The organism is Ruegeria marina, assembly GCF_900101475.1.
GTDB classification, from domain to species: Bacteria; Pseudomonadota; Alphaproteobacteria; order Rhodobacterales; family Rhodobacteraceae; genus Ruegeria_B; species Ruegeria_B marina.
In genome coordinates, this window is record NZ_FMZV01000010.1 from 112109 (window position 1) to 128841 (window position 16733).

General features: G+C 62.9%; 16 protein-coding genes. 14 read left to right on the plus strand and 2 right to left on the minus strand.

The window, feature by feature from the left end; translation table 11 throughout:
• The first annotated feature begins 157 nt into the window (after nucleotides 1-157).
• The 10 genes from BLT75_RS14665 (at nucleotide 158) to BLT75_RS24860 (ending at nucleotide 12216) form a co-directional block, all read left to right on the plus strand.
• Nucleotides 158-3574: an indolepyruvate ferredoxin oxidoreductase family protein gene (locus BLT75_RS14665; RefSeq protein ID WP_093033171.1), complete on the plus strand. Its 3417-nt coding sequence runs from the start codon at nucleotides 158-160 to the stop codon at nucleotides 3572-3574.
• Nucleotides 3575-3653: 79 nt separating this feature from the next.
• Nucleotides 3654-4532 carry a lysophospholipid acyltransferase family protein gene (locus BLT75_RS14670; RefSeq protein WP_093033173.1) on the plus strand — a complete coding sequence of 293 codons (879 nt, stop codon included), beginning with the start codon at nucleotides 3654-3656 and terminating at the stop codon, nucleotides 4530-4532.
• Between the two features lie 8 nt (nucleotides 4533-4540).
• Nucleotides 4541-5350 carry a glutamate racemase gene (gene murI, locus BLT75_RS14675; RefSeq protein ID WP_093033176.1) on the plus strand — a complete coding sequence of 270 codons (810 nt, stop codon included), beginning with the start codon at nucleotides 4541-4543 and terminating at the stop codon, nucleotides 5348-5350.
• 175 nt (nucleotides 5351-5525) lie between these two features.
• A complete protein-coding gene (gene ccmE, locus BLT75_RS14680) occupies nucleotides 5526-5969 on the plus strand; it encodes a cytochrome c maturation protein CcmE (protein WP_093033303.1) in 444 nt (147 codons plus the stop codon).
• Nucleotides 5970-6084: 115 nt separating this feature from the next.
• Nucleotides 6085-6696, plus strand: coding sequence for a holin-associated N-acetylmuramidase (locus tag BLT75_RS14685; protein ID WP_093033179.1), 612 nt, complete (start codon nucleotides 6085-6087; stop codon nucleotides 6694-6696).
• Nucleotides 6687-7265, plus strand: a complete 579-nt coding sequence (locus BLT75_RS14690; protein WP_093033182.1) for a holin family protein — start codon at nucleotides 6687-6689, stop codon at nucleotides 7263-7265. The genes BLT75_RS14685 and BLT75_RS14690 overlap by 10 nt, the downstream gene beginning before the upstream one ends.
• Nucleotides 7266-7340: 75 nt before the next feature.
• Nucleotides 7341-9305, plus strand: a complete 1965-nt coding sequence (locus tag BLT75_RS14695; protein WP_093033306.1) for a heme lyase CcmF/NrfE family subunit — start codon at nucleotides 7341-7343, stop codon at nucleotides 9303-9305.
• Complete coding sequence (locus BLT75_RS14700; protein WP_093033185.1) at nucleotides 9302-9760, plus strand: cytochrome c-type biogenesis protein; 459 nt, start codon at nucleotides 9302-9304, stop codon at nucleotides 9758-9760. Before BLT75_RS14695 ends, BLT75_RS14700 begins: the two co-directional genes overlap by 4 nt.
• A 76-nt stretch (nucleotides 9761-9836) precedes the next feature.
• On the plus strand, nucleotides 9837-10613 hold the full coding sequence (locus tag BLT75_RS14705; RefSeq protein ID WP_093033187.1) for an enoyl-CoA hydratase-related protein: 777 nt from the start codon (nucleotides 9837-9839) through the stop codon (nucleotides 10611-10613).
• 49 nt (nucleotides 10614-10662) lie between these two features.
• Nucleotides 10663-12216, plus strand: a complete 1554-nt coding sequence (locus BLT75_RS24860; RefSeq protein WP_093033190.1) for a S1 family peptidase — start codon at nucleotides 10663-10665, stop codon at nucleotides 12214-12216.
• A gap of 2 nt (nucleotides 12217-12218) precedes the next feature.
• Here the strand turns inward: BLT75_RS24860 and bmt are convergent, their stop codons facing one another.
• Together bmt and BLT75_RS14720 are read right to left on the minus strand one after the other, a co-directional pair.
• On the minus strand, nucleotides 12219-13235 hold the full coding sequence (gene bmt / locus BLT75_RS14715; protein ID WP_093033193.1) for a betaine--homocysteine S-methyltransferase: 1017 nt from the start codon (nucleotides 13233-13235) through the stop codon (nucleotides 12219-12221).
• Nucleotides 13236-13440: 205 nt separating this feature from the next.
• Nucleotides 13441-13761, minus strand: a complete 321-nt coding sequence (locus BLT75_RS14720) for a DUF1476 domain-containing protein (protein ID WP_093033309.1) — start codon at nucleotides 13759-13761, stop codon at nucleotides 13441-13443.
• 160 nt (nucleotides 13762-13921) lie between these two features.
• Here BLT75_RS14720 and purC point away from each other — a divergent pair, with 160 nt between their 5' ends.
• From purC to purQ, 4 genes are all read left to right on the plus strand, one after another.
• Complete coding sequence (purC, locus tag BLT75_RS14725; RefSeq protein ID WP_093033196.1) at nucleotides 13922-14680, plus strand: phosphoribosylaminoimidazolesuccinocarboxamide synthase; 759 nt, start codon at nucleotides 13922-13924, stop codon at nucleotides 14678-14680.
• Nucleotides 14681-14764: 84 nt separating this feature from the next.
• Nucleotides 14765-14995, plus strand: a complete 231-nt coding sequence (gene purS / locus BLT75_RS14730; RefSeq protein ID WP_093033199.1) for a phosphoribosylformylglycinamidine synthase subunit PurS — start codon at nucleotides 14765-14767, stop codon at nucleotides 14993-14995.
• Nucleotides 14996-14998: 3 nt separating this feature from the next.
• Nucleotides 14999-16042 carry a zinc-dependent alcohol dehydrogenase family protein gene (locus BLT75_RS14735; RefSeq protein WP_093033201.1) on the plus strand — a complete coding sequence of 348 codons (1044 nt, stop codon included), beginning with the start codon at nucleotides 14999-15001 and terminating at the stop codon, nucleotides 16040-16042.
• 12 nt (nucleotides 16043-16054) lie between these two features.
• A complete protein-coding gene (gene purQ, locus BLT75_RS14740; RefSeq protein ID WP_093033204.1) occupies nucleotides 16055-16723 on the plus strand; it encodes a phosphoribosylformylglycinamidine synthase subunit PurQ in 669 nt (222 codons plus the stop codon).
• Nucleotides 16724-16733 lie beyond the last annotated feature (10 nt).

Here is a 16733-nt window from a genome sequence, read left to right on the forward strand (position 1 = left end):
TTCCTAATCAACCTGACCGACTATATGTAACACATGACATTTTCACAAATATCTGCCTGCCCCTTTTTTGATGGCGCAAATTTTCAGCTATACAGGTCAACATTTATGACCTAAAATCTTTTGCATAGCTGTCACACGGGCGCAGGGGAGACGTAAAATGAGCCAGCCAAAAGTTTCTCTAAATGACAAATACGATCTGGAGAAGAAGTCGGTCCTGTTGAACGGAACACAGGCGCTGGTGCGCCTGATGCTGATGCAAAAGGCCCGCGACAAGGCTGACGGTCTCAACACGGCGGGACTGGTGACCGGGTACCGGGGCTCGCCGCTGGGCGCAGTCGATGTGCAGATGAGCCGCGCCAGGAAGCAACTGGATGCGTCGGATGTGACCTTTCAATTCGGTTTGAACGAGGATCTGGCCGCCACCGCACTCTGGGGCAGCCAGCAGGCCGGGCTTCGTGGCGATGGCAAGTTCGACGGTGTTTTCGGCCTGTGGTACGGCAAGGGGCCGGGCGTAGACCGTTCGGGCGACGTGATGCGCCATGCCAACATGGCCGGCACCGCGAAACACGGCGGTGTGTTGATGGCGATGGGCGACGACCACACCGGCGAAAGCTCGACTGTCTTGCACCAGTCCGAATGGGCGTTGGTCGATGCCTATATGCCGGTGGTCAGCCCGGCGGGCGTACAGGAAATTCTGGACTATGGCGCCTATGGTTTCGCGCTCAGCCGCTTTTCCGGGCTTTGGGTCGGCCTGAAGACCATGAAGGATACCATCGAGGTCACCTCGGTCGTGGATGGGGATCCATTTCGGATGAAACTGGTCGAGCCAAAGTTCGACATGCCCGAAGGGGGGCTGAACATCCGCCTGGGCGACACGCCGCATCTGCAAGAGGCGCGGATCATCGATTACAAACGCTTTGCCGCCGAGGCGTTCAGCCGCGCCAACCGGATGGACAAACGGGTCTGGGGCAAGCCGGGCGCCAAGATCGGCATCGTCGCGGCGGGCAAGAACTGGCTCGACCTTGTGCATGCGATGTCGCTTCTGAACATCGACGAGGCCGAGGCCGAGCGTCTGGGCATCACCACCTACAAGGTCGGCCAGACCTTTCCGCTGGACATGCAGAGCTTTCACGACTGGGCCGAAGACCTCGATCTGATCGTGATCGTGGAGGAAAAACGCAAACTGATCGAGGTGCAGGTCAAGGAGGCGATCTTTGACGACCGGCAGGGCCGCCGCGTCTATGGCTGGTACAAGGGGGGCGCCGGCGCAATGCATCGCGAGGAGCTGTTCCCGACTCGCGGCGCGCTGGACCCGATCCTGATCGCCGAGAAACTGGGCGGTATCCTGATCGAGGAAGGCCGGGAAACCGATGGTATCCGCGCGGGCCTCAGCGCGTTGGCGGATGCCCGGCGCAACGACAACGCACAGGAAATTGCCTCGCGCCTGCCGTATTTCTGTTCGGGCTGTCCGCATAACAGTTCGACCAAGGTTCCCGACGGCAGCCGCGCCTATGCCGGGATCGGCTGTCACTACATGGTGCAGTGGATGGACCGGAACACCCAGGGCTTTACCCATATGGGTGGCGAAGGCGCCAACTGGATCGGTGAGGCGCCGTTTTCCAACACCAAGCACGTGTTCCAGAATCTGGGCGACGGCACCTACAACCATTCAGGTGTGCAGGCGATCCGCGCTGCTTTGGCGGCAGGCACCAACATCACCTTCAAGATCCTCTACAACGACGCGGTGGCGATGACCGGCGGCCAAGAGAACGAGGGCGATCTGACCGCCCCCCGCATCGTGGCCGAGGTGAAGGCGATGGGCGTCAAGGAAATTGCCGTCGTCTATGACGCCAAGGAGGATGTGGACAAATCGCAATTCCCCGCCGGGGTGCCGTTTTACGAGCGCGCCGAACTGATGCAGGTGCAGAAGCGGTTCCGCGAGATCCCCGGCGTCAGCGCCATCGTCTACATCCAGACCTGCGCCGCCGAGAAGCGCCGCCGCCGAAAGCGTGGCACCTTTCCCGATCCCGACAAGCGGGTTTTGATCAATGCCGACATCTGCGAAGGCTGCGGCGATTGCGGAGTGCAGTCGAACTGTGTCTCGATCGTTCCGAAAGAGACCGAACTTGGCCGCAAACGCGCGATCGACCAGTCCTCGTGCAACAAGGACTTCTCTTGCGTCAACGGGTTCTGCCCGTCCTTCGTGACCGTTCAGGGCGCGAAGATCCGCAAGGAGGCCACAACCGAGATCGACCTGCCACACCTTCCGATGCCGGTTCTGCCGCAGATCGACGGGACGCATAACGTGGTGATCACGGGCGTCGGCGGTACTGGCGTCGTCACCATCGGCGCCGTGCTTGCTCAGGCCGCGCAACTGGATGGCAAGGGGGCCGGCATGATGGAGATGGCGGGTCTGGCGCAGAAGGGTGGCGCCGTGCATATCCATTGCCGCATCGCAAACCGTCCCGACGACATCAGCGCCATCCGGGTGGCAACCGGTGAGGCACATGCGCTGATCGGCGGCGACCTCGTGGTCAGCGCCGGGGCCAAGACGCTGGGCCTGACCCGCACCGGGACCACTGGTGCCGTGGTCAACAGCCACGAGATCATCACGGGCGATTTCACCCGCAATACCGATTTCACCATCCCCGCCGACCGGCTGAGTCTGGCGCTTGAGGCGCGGTTGAAGGAGCAGCTCGACCTGTTCGATGCTTCGGAGCTGGCGCGCGCGGTGATGGGCGATTCGATCTATTCGAACATGATGGTCTTTGGCGGTGCCTGGCAGCGCGGCCTGCTGCCCGTGAGCCACGAGGCGATCATGCAGGCGATCGAGATGAATGGAGCGGCGGTCGAACGCAACAAGCGTGCCTTCGACATCGGACGCTGGGCCGTGCTGCACCCGACCGAAGCGGCAGGCTTGCTGAAGCCCAACGTGGTGGACCTGCCGAAGTCGCTGGAGGACAGGATCACCTACCGGGCGGAACATCTTGCCGCCTACCAGGGCGCGCGCCTTGCCAGACGCTATCGCAAACTTGTCGACGGTATCGCCGATCACGGCCTGCGCGCGGCAGTCGCCGAAGGCTATCACAAGCTTTTGTCCTACAAGGATGAATACGAGGTTGCGCGCCTGTTGCTGACAAGCCGGGACAAGGCCGCTGCCGAGTTTGACGGCGATCTGAAGCTGACGCTCCATCTTGCCCCGCCGATCCTTGGCGGCAAGACCACCGATGGCCGACCGAAAAAGCGTGAGTTCAGCGAGCGCTGGATGGCTATGTTCAAGTTGCTCGCCCGGATGAAGCGCTTGCGTGGTACCCCGCTGGACGTTTTCGGGTACACTTCCGAACGCCGTATGGAACGCGCGCTGATCCGACAGTACGAAGAGGACATGAAAGAGGTTCTGCCCCGCCTGTCCGACGCGAACCGGGACGCCATCATCGCACTGGCGCGTCTGCCTCTCGATATACGCGGTTTCGGCCCGGTCAAGCTTGCCAACGAGGCCAAGGCCGCAAAGCGGCGCGAAGAGCTGTTGGCGGTTGTTCGCCAGAACGGCACGGAAAGGGCGGCGGCGGAATAAACTGTCACAGCCCTGTCGTGGAACCTATGCAAAATGCCTGACTGCCCCTATTTAGGGGCCAGTTTTGCCGGAGTTATGCATGACCGCGCGCCGCCATATTGCCCGCGATATATCCTATTCCCATTCAGCCGCCACCAAAGGGGGCAGGGCCGTCATCAGGTTGATGGAAAATACAACCGGCCGTATCGGCCTTATCCGCCGCGCGGAAGGCTATGAACGCGAAGTCGCCGAGGGCCGTGATTTCTGGTCGGTGATGGTCGACCGCTACGGGCTGACGCTCGACGTTGCGGGCGGTTCATTGTCGAACATCCCCAGTGAGGGGCCGTTGATTCTGATCGCGAACCATCCCTACGGAATTCTCGACGGGCTGATGATGGGCCATATCCTGTCTGTCACGCGGGGCGATTTCCGCATCCTTGCCCATCGCGTTTTCCGCAAGGCCGAGGACATCAACCGAATCATCCTGCCGATCTCGTTCGACGAGACGAAGGAGGCCATGCAACTGAACCTCGACACCCGCAAGCAGGCGCTTGGATATCTCGGACAGGGCGGGGCCATCGGCATCTTTCCCGGCGGTACGGTCTCGACGGCGGTCCGACCGTTTTCCCACCCGATGGACCCGGGCTGGCGCGGCTTCACGGCGCGCATGGTCGGCAAGTCGAACGCCACGGTCGTGCCGGTCTTCTTCGACGGGCATACCAGCCGCCTGTTCCAGATCGCCAGCCATCTGCACTCGACGCTCCGCATGGGGCTCTTGATCAAGGAATTCCGCAAACGGGTCGATACGCCAGTTCGAGTGGTCATCGGAGAGCCCATCGGGCGCGACATTCTCGATCCACTGGCCCGCGACACGCGCAAGATGATGGATTTTCTGCGCAAGGCAACATATGAGCTGTCTCCGACGCCGTTGAAATCCTATGATTACGGCTATGAATTCGAGGAACGGCATCGCGCCTGAAGGGAAAGATGGCAGTAGGTATATTCGACTCGGGCCTGGGTGGCCTGACGGTCCTTGACGCGGCGCAGAAGCGACTGCCGGACGTGGATTTCCTCTATTATGCGGACAGTGCCCATGCACCTTACGGGGTGCGGACGCCCGAAGATATCTACCAACTGACCCGCAAGGCCGTGCACGATCTCTGGAACCGGGGCTGTGATCTGGTGATCCTCGCCTGCAACACCGCCAGCGCTGCGGCGCTGCGCCGGATGCAGGAAGAAGGCGTTCCGCCGGGCAAGCGCGTGCTGGGCGTTTTCGTTCCCCTGATCGAGGCACTGACCGAACGCCAGTGGGGTGACAACAGCCCCCCGCGCGAGGTCAGCGTTCAGAACGTGGCGCTGTTCGCCACGCCGGCCACCGTTGCCAGCCGGGCGTTTCAGCGCGAACTCGCGTTTCGCGCTATCGGTGTGGATATCGAGGCACAGGCCTGCGGCGGTGTGGTCGATGCCATTGAAGAGGGCGACCTGATCCTGGCCGAGGCACTGGTGCGCAGTCACGTGGACGCGCTCAAACGCAAGATGCCCTATCCACAGGCCGCCATTCTGGGATGTACCCATTACCCGTTGATGGAAAAGGCGTTTCAGGATGCGCTGGGGGCCGAAGTAAAAGTTTTCAGCCAGGGCAACCTGGTCGCGGAAAGTCTGGCCGATTACCTGCAACGGCACCCCAATATGCTGGGAACCGGTGCAGGTGGCTACCTGACCACGGGCAAGCCCGCGACCGTAAGTGACCGGGCAACGCAGTTCCTGCGGCGAAAGATCGAGTTTCGGGCTGCCTGACTTCGGTCAAGGTTATCGCTTTGCGAATGGTTTATTCCGGCACCAAAGCAGCCGGTTCAGTTGCCGACCTGACAAAAGGTAGCAACGGCTATACCTTGCAGTGTGTCAACTGGATGTTAGGTGACGGTAAATCACAGGGTCACGCATTGGCCCGATGGAAATTGGTGAGGACGCAATGAAATCGCTCAAGAAACAACGCCGAATTCAGGTGATCGTCATGGCCGCCGTGGCGCTGGTACTGGCGACAGGATTGATCGGTTATGCGATGCGCGACGGTATCAACTTTTTCCGCGCGCCGAGCCAGGTGATCGCCGAACCGCCTTCGGAAACCGAGGTGTTTCGCCTGGGCGGACTGGTCGAGGCAGGCTCGCTTGTACGCGGTCAGGGTGAATCCGTGCGCTTTTCGGTGACCGACGGTGGCGAAAGCGTACCGGTTGTGTTCACGGGTGTTCTGCCGGATCTCTTTGGCGAGAACCAGGGTATGATCGGCACCGGGAGATACGTGAACGGCGTGTTCGAGGCCTCTGAAATACTTGCAAAACATGATGAGACCTACATGCCGAAAGAGGTCATGGACGCGCTCAAGGAACAAGGCGTCTACAAGGCGCCCGAAAGCTGACGACAAAAAGGCGTGTTGAGTTTTCCTGGGCGTTGCGCAAGCAGCGCCCTTTTTGCTCGGCGGGTCTTAAGACCTTTGCCGGAGCCTCGGTCCGCATTTAGCGGAGGATTTCCAGATGCAGACGGTAAGGCAGATCGCCGAGGACATCGTGGCGCGCGAGGGCGGTTTCGTAGACGACCCGGATGATCCGGGCGGGGCAACGAATCATGGGGTGACCATTCACACGATGCGGCGTCTGGGCCTGGACCTGACCGGCGACGGCGTGATCGGCGTCGCCGATGTGCGGGCGCTCAGCCGGGCGCAGGCCATCGAGATTTTCCTGGCTCATTATTACGAACGCCCGCGCATCGGCGAAATGCCCGCGGCATTGCGGCCGTCGCTCTTTGACATGTACGTGAACGCGGGCGCGCAGGCGGTGGTGATCCTGCAACGCCTGCTGCGCGACATGGGATACGAGGTCACGGTGGATGGCGCCATCGGGTCGCAGACTCTGCGCGCGGCGCGTGCGGCTGCGGAGCCTGATGAGACGGCCTTGCGCGATTCTTACGGAGTGGCGCGCCGGAACTATTATTTTCGTCTCGCAGATCGGCGCAGCGCCAGCCGCAAATATGCGCGCACCCGGAGCGGCGGCAAGGGAGGCTGGATCAAGAGGGCCGAAGAGTTCATGTCGCCGCAGTTCCGGTTAAGCGAGGCCGAGTTCCAGAGGAGGGTGGCGGCATGGGTCTGATCGGAGGCATCATCGAACTCTTTTTCGGCGGCGGCAGAAATGTCCTCCGCGAAACGGCTGCGGTCTTCAGGGAAAACGCCGACTCTGCCGCGCAGCGCGATGCGGATGCCCGTGCGCAGGCAATGGTCCAGTTCGGGGCCGAATTCGCGGTGCAGCGGCAAGGTCGGTTCGACCGGTTCATAGATGGATTGAACCGCCTGCCACGCCCGGCGCTGGCGCTGGGGACGCTGGGTCTGTTCGTGTCTGCCATGGTGGACCCGATCTGGTTCGCCGCCCGGATGCAGGGTATCGCGCTGGTGCCCGAACCGCTCTGGTGGCTGCTGGGGGTTATCGTGTCCTTCTACTTCGGCGCGCGGCATCAGATGAAATCGCAGGAGTTTCAGCGCAGTCTGGCGGAAACGGCCGCGCGCACGCCCCAGGTCGTGGCCAATATCGCCGCCATTCGCGAGTTTCGGCATGACACGCCGGGTGCCGCCGACCCCGGCCCGGATGTTCGCCTTGCGGCCGAGACGGCCCACCCCGAGGATAATGCGGCTCTGGAACACTGGCGCGGTCTGCGCCAGACCTGACGGCGCGACACTTTGTGCCGCCGATCCAGGCGAAAGGGATTGGCGGCCGGCCGGTCCGGGGGCTATATCTCGGGCATGGTTACGGAACTCGGACATTTCGCCCTAATTCTCGCCTTCATGGTGGCCATCGTGCAGATGGTGGTGCCCATGGTTGGCGCCCAGAAACGCTGGACATCGTGGATGGCGGTCGCCGAACCGGCGGCCGGAATACAGTTTCTGCTCACGGCCTTTGCCTTTGCAGCACTGGTCTGGGCCTTCGTGACCTCGGATTTTTCGCTGCGCTTGGTGACGCTGAACAGCCATTCTGCCAAGCCGATGCTGTACAAGATCAGCGGCACCTGGGGCAATCACGAGGGCTCGATGCTGCTCTGGGTTCTGATCGTGACCCTGTTCGGCGCGATGGCGGCGTGGTTCGGCGGCGGTCTTCCGCCCGCTCTCAAGGCACGCGTACTGGCGGTGCAATCCGCAATTGCCGTGGCGTTCTTTGCCTTCATCCTGTTCACGTCGAACCCGTTCCTGCGCCTGGCGGTGCCGCCCTTTGACGGGCAGGACCTGAACCCGTTGTTGCAGGATCCCGGCCTCGCCTTCCACCCGCCATTTCTCTACCTCGGCTACGTTGGCCTCAGCATGGCGTTTTCCTTTGCCGTCGCCGCCCTGATCGAGGGCAGGGTTGATGCCGCCTGGGGCCGCTGGGTGCGGCCCTGGACGCTGGCGGCCTGGATATTCCTGACCATCGGCATCGCGCTGGGATCGTGGTGGGCCTATTACGAACTCGGCTGGGGTGGGTTCTGGTTCTGGGATCCGGTTGAGAATGCAAGCTTCATGCCCTGGCTTCTCGCGGCTGCGCTTCTGCATTCGGCCATCGTGGTGGAAAAGCGGGAGGCTCTGAAAAGCTGGACCATCCTGCTCGCGATCCTGGCGTTCGGTTTCTCGCTGATCGGCACGTTCATCGTGCGATCCGGTCTGTTGACCAGCGTCCACGCCTTTGCCAATGACCCCGAACGCGGCGTCTTCATCCTGATCATTCTGGGCGTTTTTACCGGCGGCGCGCTGACGCTTTTTGCCGCCCGCGCACAGGAGATGGAGGCCAAGGGCGTCTTTTCGGTGGTCAGCCGCGAAAGCGCGCTTGTGCTCAACAACATCCTGCTGGCGGTGGGGTGTTTCGTGGTGTTCTTCGGAACGCTCTGGCCGATCATGGCCGAGATGTTCTTTGACCGCAAACTTTCGGTCGGCGCGCCCTTTTTCAACGCCGCTTTCACGCCCTTCATGGTGGCCCTTGGCCTGGCGCTGCCGCTTGGGGCGATCCTGCCGTGGAAGCGGGGCAGGCTGGGGCGTGCGGTCTATGCCTTGCGTTATGCCTTCTTTCTGGCTCTTGCCCTGGCCATACTGGTCTGGGCCTTGCAGAGCGGACGCAGCGCAATGGGGCCGGTCGGGCTGTTCCTTGGCGCCTGGATCACCTTTGGTGCCATAGTCGATCTCTGGAGCCGCACAGGGCGGGCCGGCAATTTTGGCCGTATATTGCGGTTGCCCCGCGCAGACTGGGGCAAGGCGGTGGCCCATACAGGGCTCGGCGTGACCATGTTCGCCATTGCCGGGCTTATGGCCTGGGAGGTCGAGGATATTCGTGTCGCCCGGCTTGGCGAACCTTTCGAGGTGGGGGGCTTTACCCTGACGCTGGAAAAGGTCGAACGGGTTCAGGGTCCGAACTACTTTTCGACAATGGGGAGCGTCATTCTGGAAAAGGGTGACCGTCAGGTGGCGGTGCTGAACCCTGAAAAACGCGAATATCCGGTGTCGCGGATGCCGACGACCGAAGCTGCCATCGACTACAGGTTCCTGCGCGATGTCTATGTGGTGATCGGCGACCGCCAGGATGATGGCGGCTGGACCGTCCGGACCTATATCAAGCCCTTTGCCAACTGGATCTGGGCCGGCTCTCTGCTGATGGCGCTTGGCGGCCTGCTCAGCCTCAGTGACCGTCGATTCCGCGTGGCCGCGGGGGCCCGCCAGGCGCCGGCGGGCGGGGTGCCGGCGGAATGAAGCGGCTGATCCTGATCCTGATTGTGTCGTTGTTGGCGACGCCGCTCTGGGCGGTGCAACCCGACGAGGTGCTGGCGGACCCAGTGCTGGAGCAAAGGGCCCGCGATCTGAGCAAGGGGCTGCGCTGCCTGGTTTGCCGCAACGAAAGCATCGACGAATCGAATGCGGAACTGGCCCGTGACCTGCGTCTTCTTCTGCGCGAACGCCTGGTGGCCGGGGACAGCGACACGCAAGCCATCGACTATATCGTTGACCGCTATGGCGAATATGTCCTGCTGAAACCGACGACAACGGGGGCGAACTGGCTGTTGTGGCTTGCCGGGCCTCTCATGTTGCTGGTGGCGGCGGGAATGGGCTGGGCATTTGTTCGCGGCCGGTCGGTTGCGGCAGCCCCGGCTGAAGAGGTGCTGAGCGCCGAAGAGCAGGAACGCCTGCGCCGCATTCTCGAAGAGTGACGCGCGGTTCTTCTTTTACGGTCGCGCAACTTGCGTCAGTTTGCAGGCATAAAAGCTGCGACCGAGGGCCATTGGCATGGAATACGATACGATCACCCTGGACATTACCGACGGCCTCGCGGTCCTGACCCTCAACCGGCCGGACAAGATGAATGCACTGACCGGACGGATGCGCGCCGAAATCACCTTTGCGATGGGTGCGGCGGCAAAAGAAGCGCGGGCCATCGTGCTGACGGGGGCGGGGCGGGCGTTCTGCACCGGTCAGGATCTGGGCGATGCAGGCAGTTCGGGCCGGATTGATCTGGAGCGGACCCTGCGTGACGAATACAATCCCATGCTCGAGGCGATCTATGACTGCCCGGTGCCCACGATTGCGGCTGTGAACGGTCCTGCCGCGGGGGCGGGCGCAAATCTGGCGCTCTGCGCCGATGTGGTGATCGCGGCCGAAAGCGCCTATTTCCTTCAGGCTTTCGCCCGGATCGGCCTGATGCCCGATGCGGGTGGAACGTGGTTCATGCCGCGTCAGATGGGGTTGGCCAAGGCGATGGGGGCGGCGCTGTTCGCCGACAAGATCACCGCGCGCCAGGCCGAAAACTGGGGCATGATCTGGGAGGCCGTTCCCGACGACGCATTCGACGCGCACTGGCGCAAGCGCGCGGCCTATCTGGCCGAGGGCCCCACTGCCGCATTCGCCAACATAAAGAAGGCGATCCGTGCCAGCTTTGACAATTCCCTTCCGGATCAGCTGGCTTCAGAGGCACATTTGCAGGGCGAATGCGGCCGCACGCGAGATTTCCAGGAGGGTGTCGTCGCCTTCATGGAAAAGCGCGCCGCAAATTTTGAAGGCCGGTGACCACACATCGAATTGACAATACCCGGGTGTAAGGGCGCATCATGTGGGAATGAGTGCCCCGACCAGAAACCCGGCCGCTGCCGTCCTGGAACATCTGACAGGGCGCAATCGGGGTCTGTATTCCTGGATCACCTCCGACACGGTAGACATCCTGCTGGATGATAACGGCATGCTGCGCGCGCTGGCGCCCGGCGACCTGCGGGTGTCCGGCCAGGCTGTCGCCCGGATCTTCCGGCAGGAGAACGGGTATCACCTGATCACCGCTCCGGCGGCGCGGGTCTGGGTGAACCGGCGGCCAGTCGAAGCCGCCGACTTGTCGTCGGGCGACGTGATAGAGTTCGAGCAACATGGACCCTTGTCGCGCCTGCGGATCTATGACGCCAAGAACCATCCGCAGTCTGGCCTGTCCGAGGTGCTGGGCGACGCGCGCAGCTATCTGCGCACCAGCCGCCGCCCGCTGCTGGGCCGATTGTCCATGGCGTCACGGATGGTTCTGAGCCGTGTCTTTGCCAGACCCGCCATCCTGTTCCGGACCGCCGTCGCGCTTGCGATTCTGGTGCTGGCGATGGTAGCGGGCTGGCAGTATTTTTCCGACCGGGCCCTGCGGGCACAGATCGAAAGCGGACGTTTTCAGGTCGATGCGCTCGCCTCGGCGCTCGAACGGAGCCAGCGCGAAGCGATCCGGCCCGGCGACCTGAGCGCGCTTCAGGACGAGATCGGGGTTCGACTGCGCCTGAACGCGGAACGGATCGACACGCTCGAGGATCAATCGACAGCAGGTACACGGGTAATTTCCCTGGCGACGGGATCGGTCGTGTTCTTGCAGGGCGGGTATGGTTTGCGGGTTCGGGAAACCGGGCAGATGCTGCGGCATGTCCTGGGGCGCAACGGTTCACGCCTGATACTTCCGAATGGTCAGCCCATGCTGTCGCCGGACGGGCAGGGCGCCGTGGCCGAGGCGCAGGTTACCGGCACGGGTTTTGTCTTGCGCGGAGCAGGGGCAATCGTCACGAACCGCCATGTTGCCGCACCTTGGGAACGCAATACGGCGCTTCAGTTCGGCGGTGACGTGCTGGAGCCGGTACTGACCCGGTTTATCGGCTACTTCCCTGGCCGGTCCGGGTCGGTCGATCTGTCCATCATAGCGCTCAGTGACACTGCCGATCTCGCGATCGTGGCGCCAGCCGATGTTTCCATTCTGCCCAAAGGGCTGGATCTTGCCGAAACCTTGCCCCTGCCCGGACAGGAGGTTCTCGTAATGGGCTATCCGACCGGCCTGATGTCCATGCTGGCCCGCTCGGGCGAACAATTTGTCGAAGACTTGCGCCTGTCCGGACGCACCGATTTCTGGGAGGTGGCCGAGCAACTGGCCGGGGCCGGCCTGATGTGGCCTCTGTCAAGCCGGGGGATCGTTGGACAGATCACCCACGCCTCGGTGGTCTACGATGCCGAAACCACCTATGGCGGCAGCGGCGGTCCGGTCCTGAACCTTCAGGGGGAGGTCGTGGCGGTCAATACCGCGATCCTGCCGGAATTCGGAGGGTCGAACCTGGGTATTCCGGTGCAAGAGGTGCGGGCGCTGCTGTCAGCGCCCATCCAGTAATCTCAGGCGCGCCGACGGCGGCCACCACGGGCGCGGCGCTCGCCGCTCTCGTCTCCGGTTCCGTCTGATGCCGAAGTGAAGGGGCCAAGCGCCGCGACGATCTGGTCAAGCGTCGGCCGTGCGCCGCGCGGCGTGCTGTCCAGTGCCGCGCGCATCTTCACAAGATGTTCGGGCATGGTTCCGCAGCAACCACCAATGATCTTGGCTCCGGCGTCGCGGGCCATGGTGGCGTAGACGGCCATCAGGTCAGGTGTGCCGTCATAGTGAATATGCCCGTCCACGTATTTCGGGATGCCGGCATTGCCCTTGGAGATGATCGGGCGCTCGGTGCCCTGGGCGACGAAACCCAGCACGGTGCGCAGGATATCCGATGCGCCGGTGCCGCAATTGGCGCCAAAGGCCAGCGGCGGGTTGGGCAGGCTTTCGACCAGTTGCACCATGTCGGCCGAGGTGACACCCATCATCGTGCGTCCGGCGGTGTCGAAGCTCATGGTGCCGCACCAGGGCATGTCGGCCAGCGCAAAGGCTTCGGCGGCGGCGCGGTATTCCTCGGGGGCGGAAATCGTTTCCAGCCACAGGACATCGACCCCGCCTTCCTTCAACCCTTCGGCCTGTTCATGAAACATTTCGACCGCGGCAGCGTGGCTCAGGCTGCCGACAGGCTCCATGATCTCTCCGGTCGGTCCGACCGATCCGGCCACGATCACCTTGCGGCCTGCCTTGTCCGCGATCTCACGCCCGAGTTCGGCGCCGATCCGGTTCAACTCGCGCACGCGGCCTTGGGCATCGTGCAGCTTCAGGCGCGCGGCGGTGCCGCCGAACGTGTTGGTCAGGAAAAGGTCGCTGCCGGCATCGACCGAGCCTTTGTAGAGCGCACGGATCTTGTCGGGCTCGTCCGCGTTCCACAGTTCAGGAGCGTCGCCGGATTGCAGGCCCATCTTGAAAAGATTGGTGCCGGTTGCGCCATCTGCCAGAATGACATCGTGGCTGGCGAGCATTGCAACGAAAGCGTTTGTCATGTCTTGGGACTCCTGATGGGGCGGTGCCCGTGGGACCCGCTCGGATGGGCAGATGTCTCACGAAGCCGTGAGAGTGGCAAACCAAAACTTCTCATCATGTTCATGAGCCACATTCAGCGCAGGGCTGCGCGTTTTGCGATGCCCAAACAAAGAAGCCCGCGAATTCATGTTTCGCGGGCTTCGAGCGGTCGTGGAGAAACGGAATTCAGGCGCCTGCTTCGCTCATGATCTGGGCTTTTGCCTCGGGCAGAAGTTCGGCCATTTTCGTGCGGATCGCATCGGCATCGACGATGCCTTCCAGATCGGCGGCCAGCTTGCGGACGACGTCTTCGTGCCCGGCTTCCTCGAAATCGGCCAGAACCACGGTTTTCGCATATTCCGCGGCCTCGGCCTCGGATTTGCCCATCAGGCCGGCGGCCCAAAGCCCCAGCATCTTGTTGCAGCGGGCCTGCGCCTTGAATTGCATTTCCTCGTCATGGGCAAACTTGGCTTCGAAAGCGTGTTCGCGGTCGTCGAAGGTGGTCATGGGTTGCGTCCCCTCCATGAAGTGTCGTTCTTTCCTGATATGCCGCCCGACCGCCGGAACCGCAAGAGGCAGCGGTATGCTTGCGACACTGCGGCGCTTGCCTTATGAGGGCGCAATGAGGGGGGACTCATTCCCCCATCCCAGCCTGGAAAGGTCGCACATGGCGCGTCGCAACAAGATTTACGAGGGTAAGGCCAAGATCCTCTACGAAGGCCCCGAGCCGGGCACCATCGTCCAGTATTTCAAGGATGACGCTACCGCCTTCAATGCCCAGAAGAAGGATGTGATCGAAGGCAAGGGTGTTCTGAACAACCGCCTCAGCGAATTCTTCATGACCGGCCTGAACCAGATCGGCGTGCCGACCCATTTCATTCGCCGCCTCAACATGCGCGAACAACTGGTCCGCGCCTGCGAGATCATTCCGCTGGAAGTCATCGTGCGCAACTTTGCCGCGGGCTCGCTGTCCAAGCGCCTCGGCATCGAGGAAGGCACCCAGCTGCCGCGTCCGATCGTGGAATACTGTTTCAAGAATGACGAGTTGGGCGATCCGCTGGTCACCGAGGAACATATCGCCGCCTTCGGCTGGGCCAGCCAGCAGGACATGGATGATATCCTGAGCCTGGCCCTGCGGGTCAACGACTACATGTCCGGGCTGATGTACGGCGTCGGCATCAAGCTGATCGATTTCAAGATCGAGATCGGCCGGGTCTATGAAAACGACTATCCTCGCCTGATCGTCGCCGACGAGATCAGCCCCGACAGTTGCCGCCTTTGGGACATCGAAACCGGCAAGAAGCTGGACAAGGACGTGTTCCGCCGCGATCTGGGCAGCCTGACCGACGCCTATTCCGAAGTGGCGCGCAGGCTGGGGGTGATTCCCAAGACCGCGAATGTGGTCAAGCCGACGCTGATCAATTGAAATCACCGCCCGGGATCCGGGCTGGTTCTACCTTTCAAACGCCGGGCAACTGGTCCGGCTCGCAAGACCGGGGAATAGGACGAGATGAAGGCACGCGTGCATGTGATGCTCAAGAACGGGGTTCTCGATCCGCAGGGCGAGGCGGTGCGCCACGCGCTGGGGGCCATGGGGTTCGACAAGGTGACGGGCGTGCGCCAGGGAAAGGTGATCGACCTTGATCTGGCAGAGGGCGCGACGGAGGCCGATGTGGCCGAGATGTGCGAAAAGCTGCTCGCCAACACGGTGATCGAACGCTACGAGATCGAGCTGGTCTGACCCATGCGGGCCGCGCAGTTGACCGCATGGCGCAAGCCGCTGGCGCTGACCACGCTTCCCGACCCGACGCCGGGCAAGGGAGAAGTGGTGCTGCGCGTGCTGGCCTGCGGCGTCTGCCGGTCCGACTGGCATGCCTGGACCGGGGCAGACCCGGATGTCGCCTTGCCGATGGTCCCCGGGCACGAGTTCTGCGGCGAGGTCGTCGCTACCGGAGCCAGTGTCACCCGCTGGCGTGTGGGTGACCGGGTGATCGCACCCTTCATCCTGGCCTGCGGCAGCTGTGGCGATTGCGCCGCGGGGCATCAGACGATCTGCGCCAACCAGCAAGTGCCGGGCTTTACCCGTGACGGGGCGTTTGCCGAATTCATCGCGGTGCCCTTTGCCGATACGAATCTCACGGCGCTGCCGGAAAGCCTGCCGCCGCAGATCGCGGCCGGGCTTGGCTGTCGCGTGACCACCGCATGGCAGGCGCTGGTGGGACGCGCCGAACTGCGGCCGGGCGAATGGCTGGCGGTATTCGGCGGCGGCGGCGTGGGCATTTCGGCGCTGCTTCTGGGGCGTGCCCTGGGCGCGCGCGTCGTCGTGGTGGATGTGGTGCCCGAAAAGCTCGACTACGCCCGCAGTCTCGGGGCCGATGCGGTGGTGAACGCCGCAGGATGCGACTCGGCCGAGGCCGTGCGCGAGATTACCGGCGGCGGCGCCCATGTCGCGGTCGAGGCGCTGGGGATCGAGGCCACCATGACCGGCGCCATGCGTGCGCTGCGCAAACTGGGCCGCCTGGTAATGATCGGCATGCCGGCGGGCGAACATACCGCGATGACCCTGCCGATGGATGTGCTCTATTCCGGCCAGTTGACCCTGCAAGGGACACGCGGGATGCCTGCCTGGCGCTATCCTTCGCTTCTCTCGCTCATCGAGGGCGGCCATCTTGACCTGTCGCCGCTGGTGACCCGTACCATTGCCTTGTCGCAGGCAAGCGACGAGCTTGCCGCCTTCGACCGTCCCGCCCCGCCGGGTGTGGCGGTGATCACCGACTTTCTGACCTAGGAGGTTTCGCCCATGCGCGCTGCCGTTGTCGTTTTTCCCGGATCGAACTGTGACCGGGACCTGGCCGTGGCCTTTGAACAGGCCGGGTTCGATGTGACCATGGTCTGGCACAAGGATGCCAGCCTGCCCGAGAAGCTCGATATCGTGGGCGTGCCGGGCGGTTTCAGCTATGGTGACTATCTGCGCTGCGGCGCCATCGCGGCGCAATCGCCGATCTGCAAGGCCGTTGTCGAGCATACCGTGCGTGGTGGTTATGCCATGGGCGTCTGCAACGGGTTCCAGATCCTGACCGAAACCGGCATCCTGCCGGGGGCGTTGCTGCGCAATGCCGGGCTCAAGTACATCTGCAAGACCGTCGGGCTGACGGTCGCGACCTCCGACAGCGTGTTCACCCAGGGGTACAATGCGGGCGATGTCATCGGCATTCCGATCGCGCATCACGACGGGAATTACTATGCCGACGACGAAACGCTGGCGATGCTGCGCGATCAGGACAGGGTGGCGTTCACCTATACCGAGAACCCGAATGGCTCGCGCGGGGATATTGCCGGGATCCTGTCGGAAAACCGCCGTGTTCTGGGGATGATGCCGCATCCGGAACGGGCGGCGGATGCCGGCCATGGCGGCACCGACGGGGCGGCGCTCTTCCGCGCATTGGCCGGGGTGCTGACGCCTGCATGACTTGAGAAGC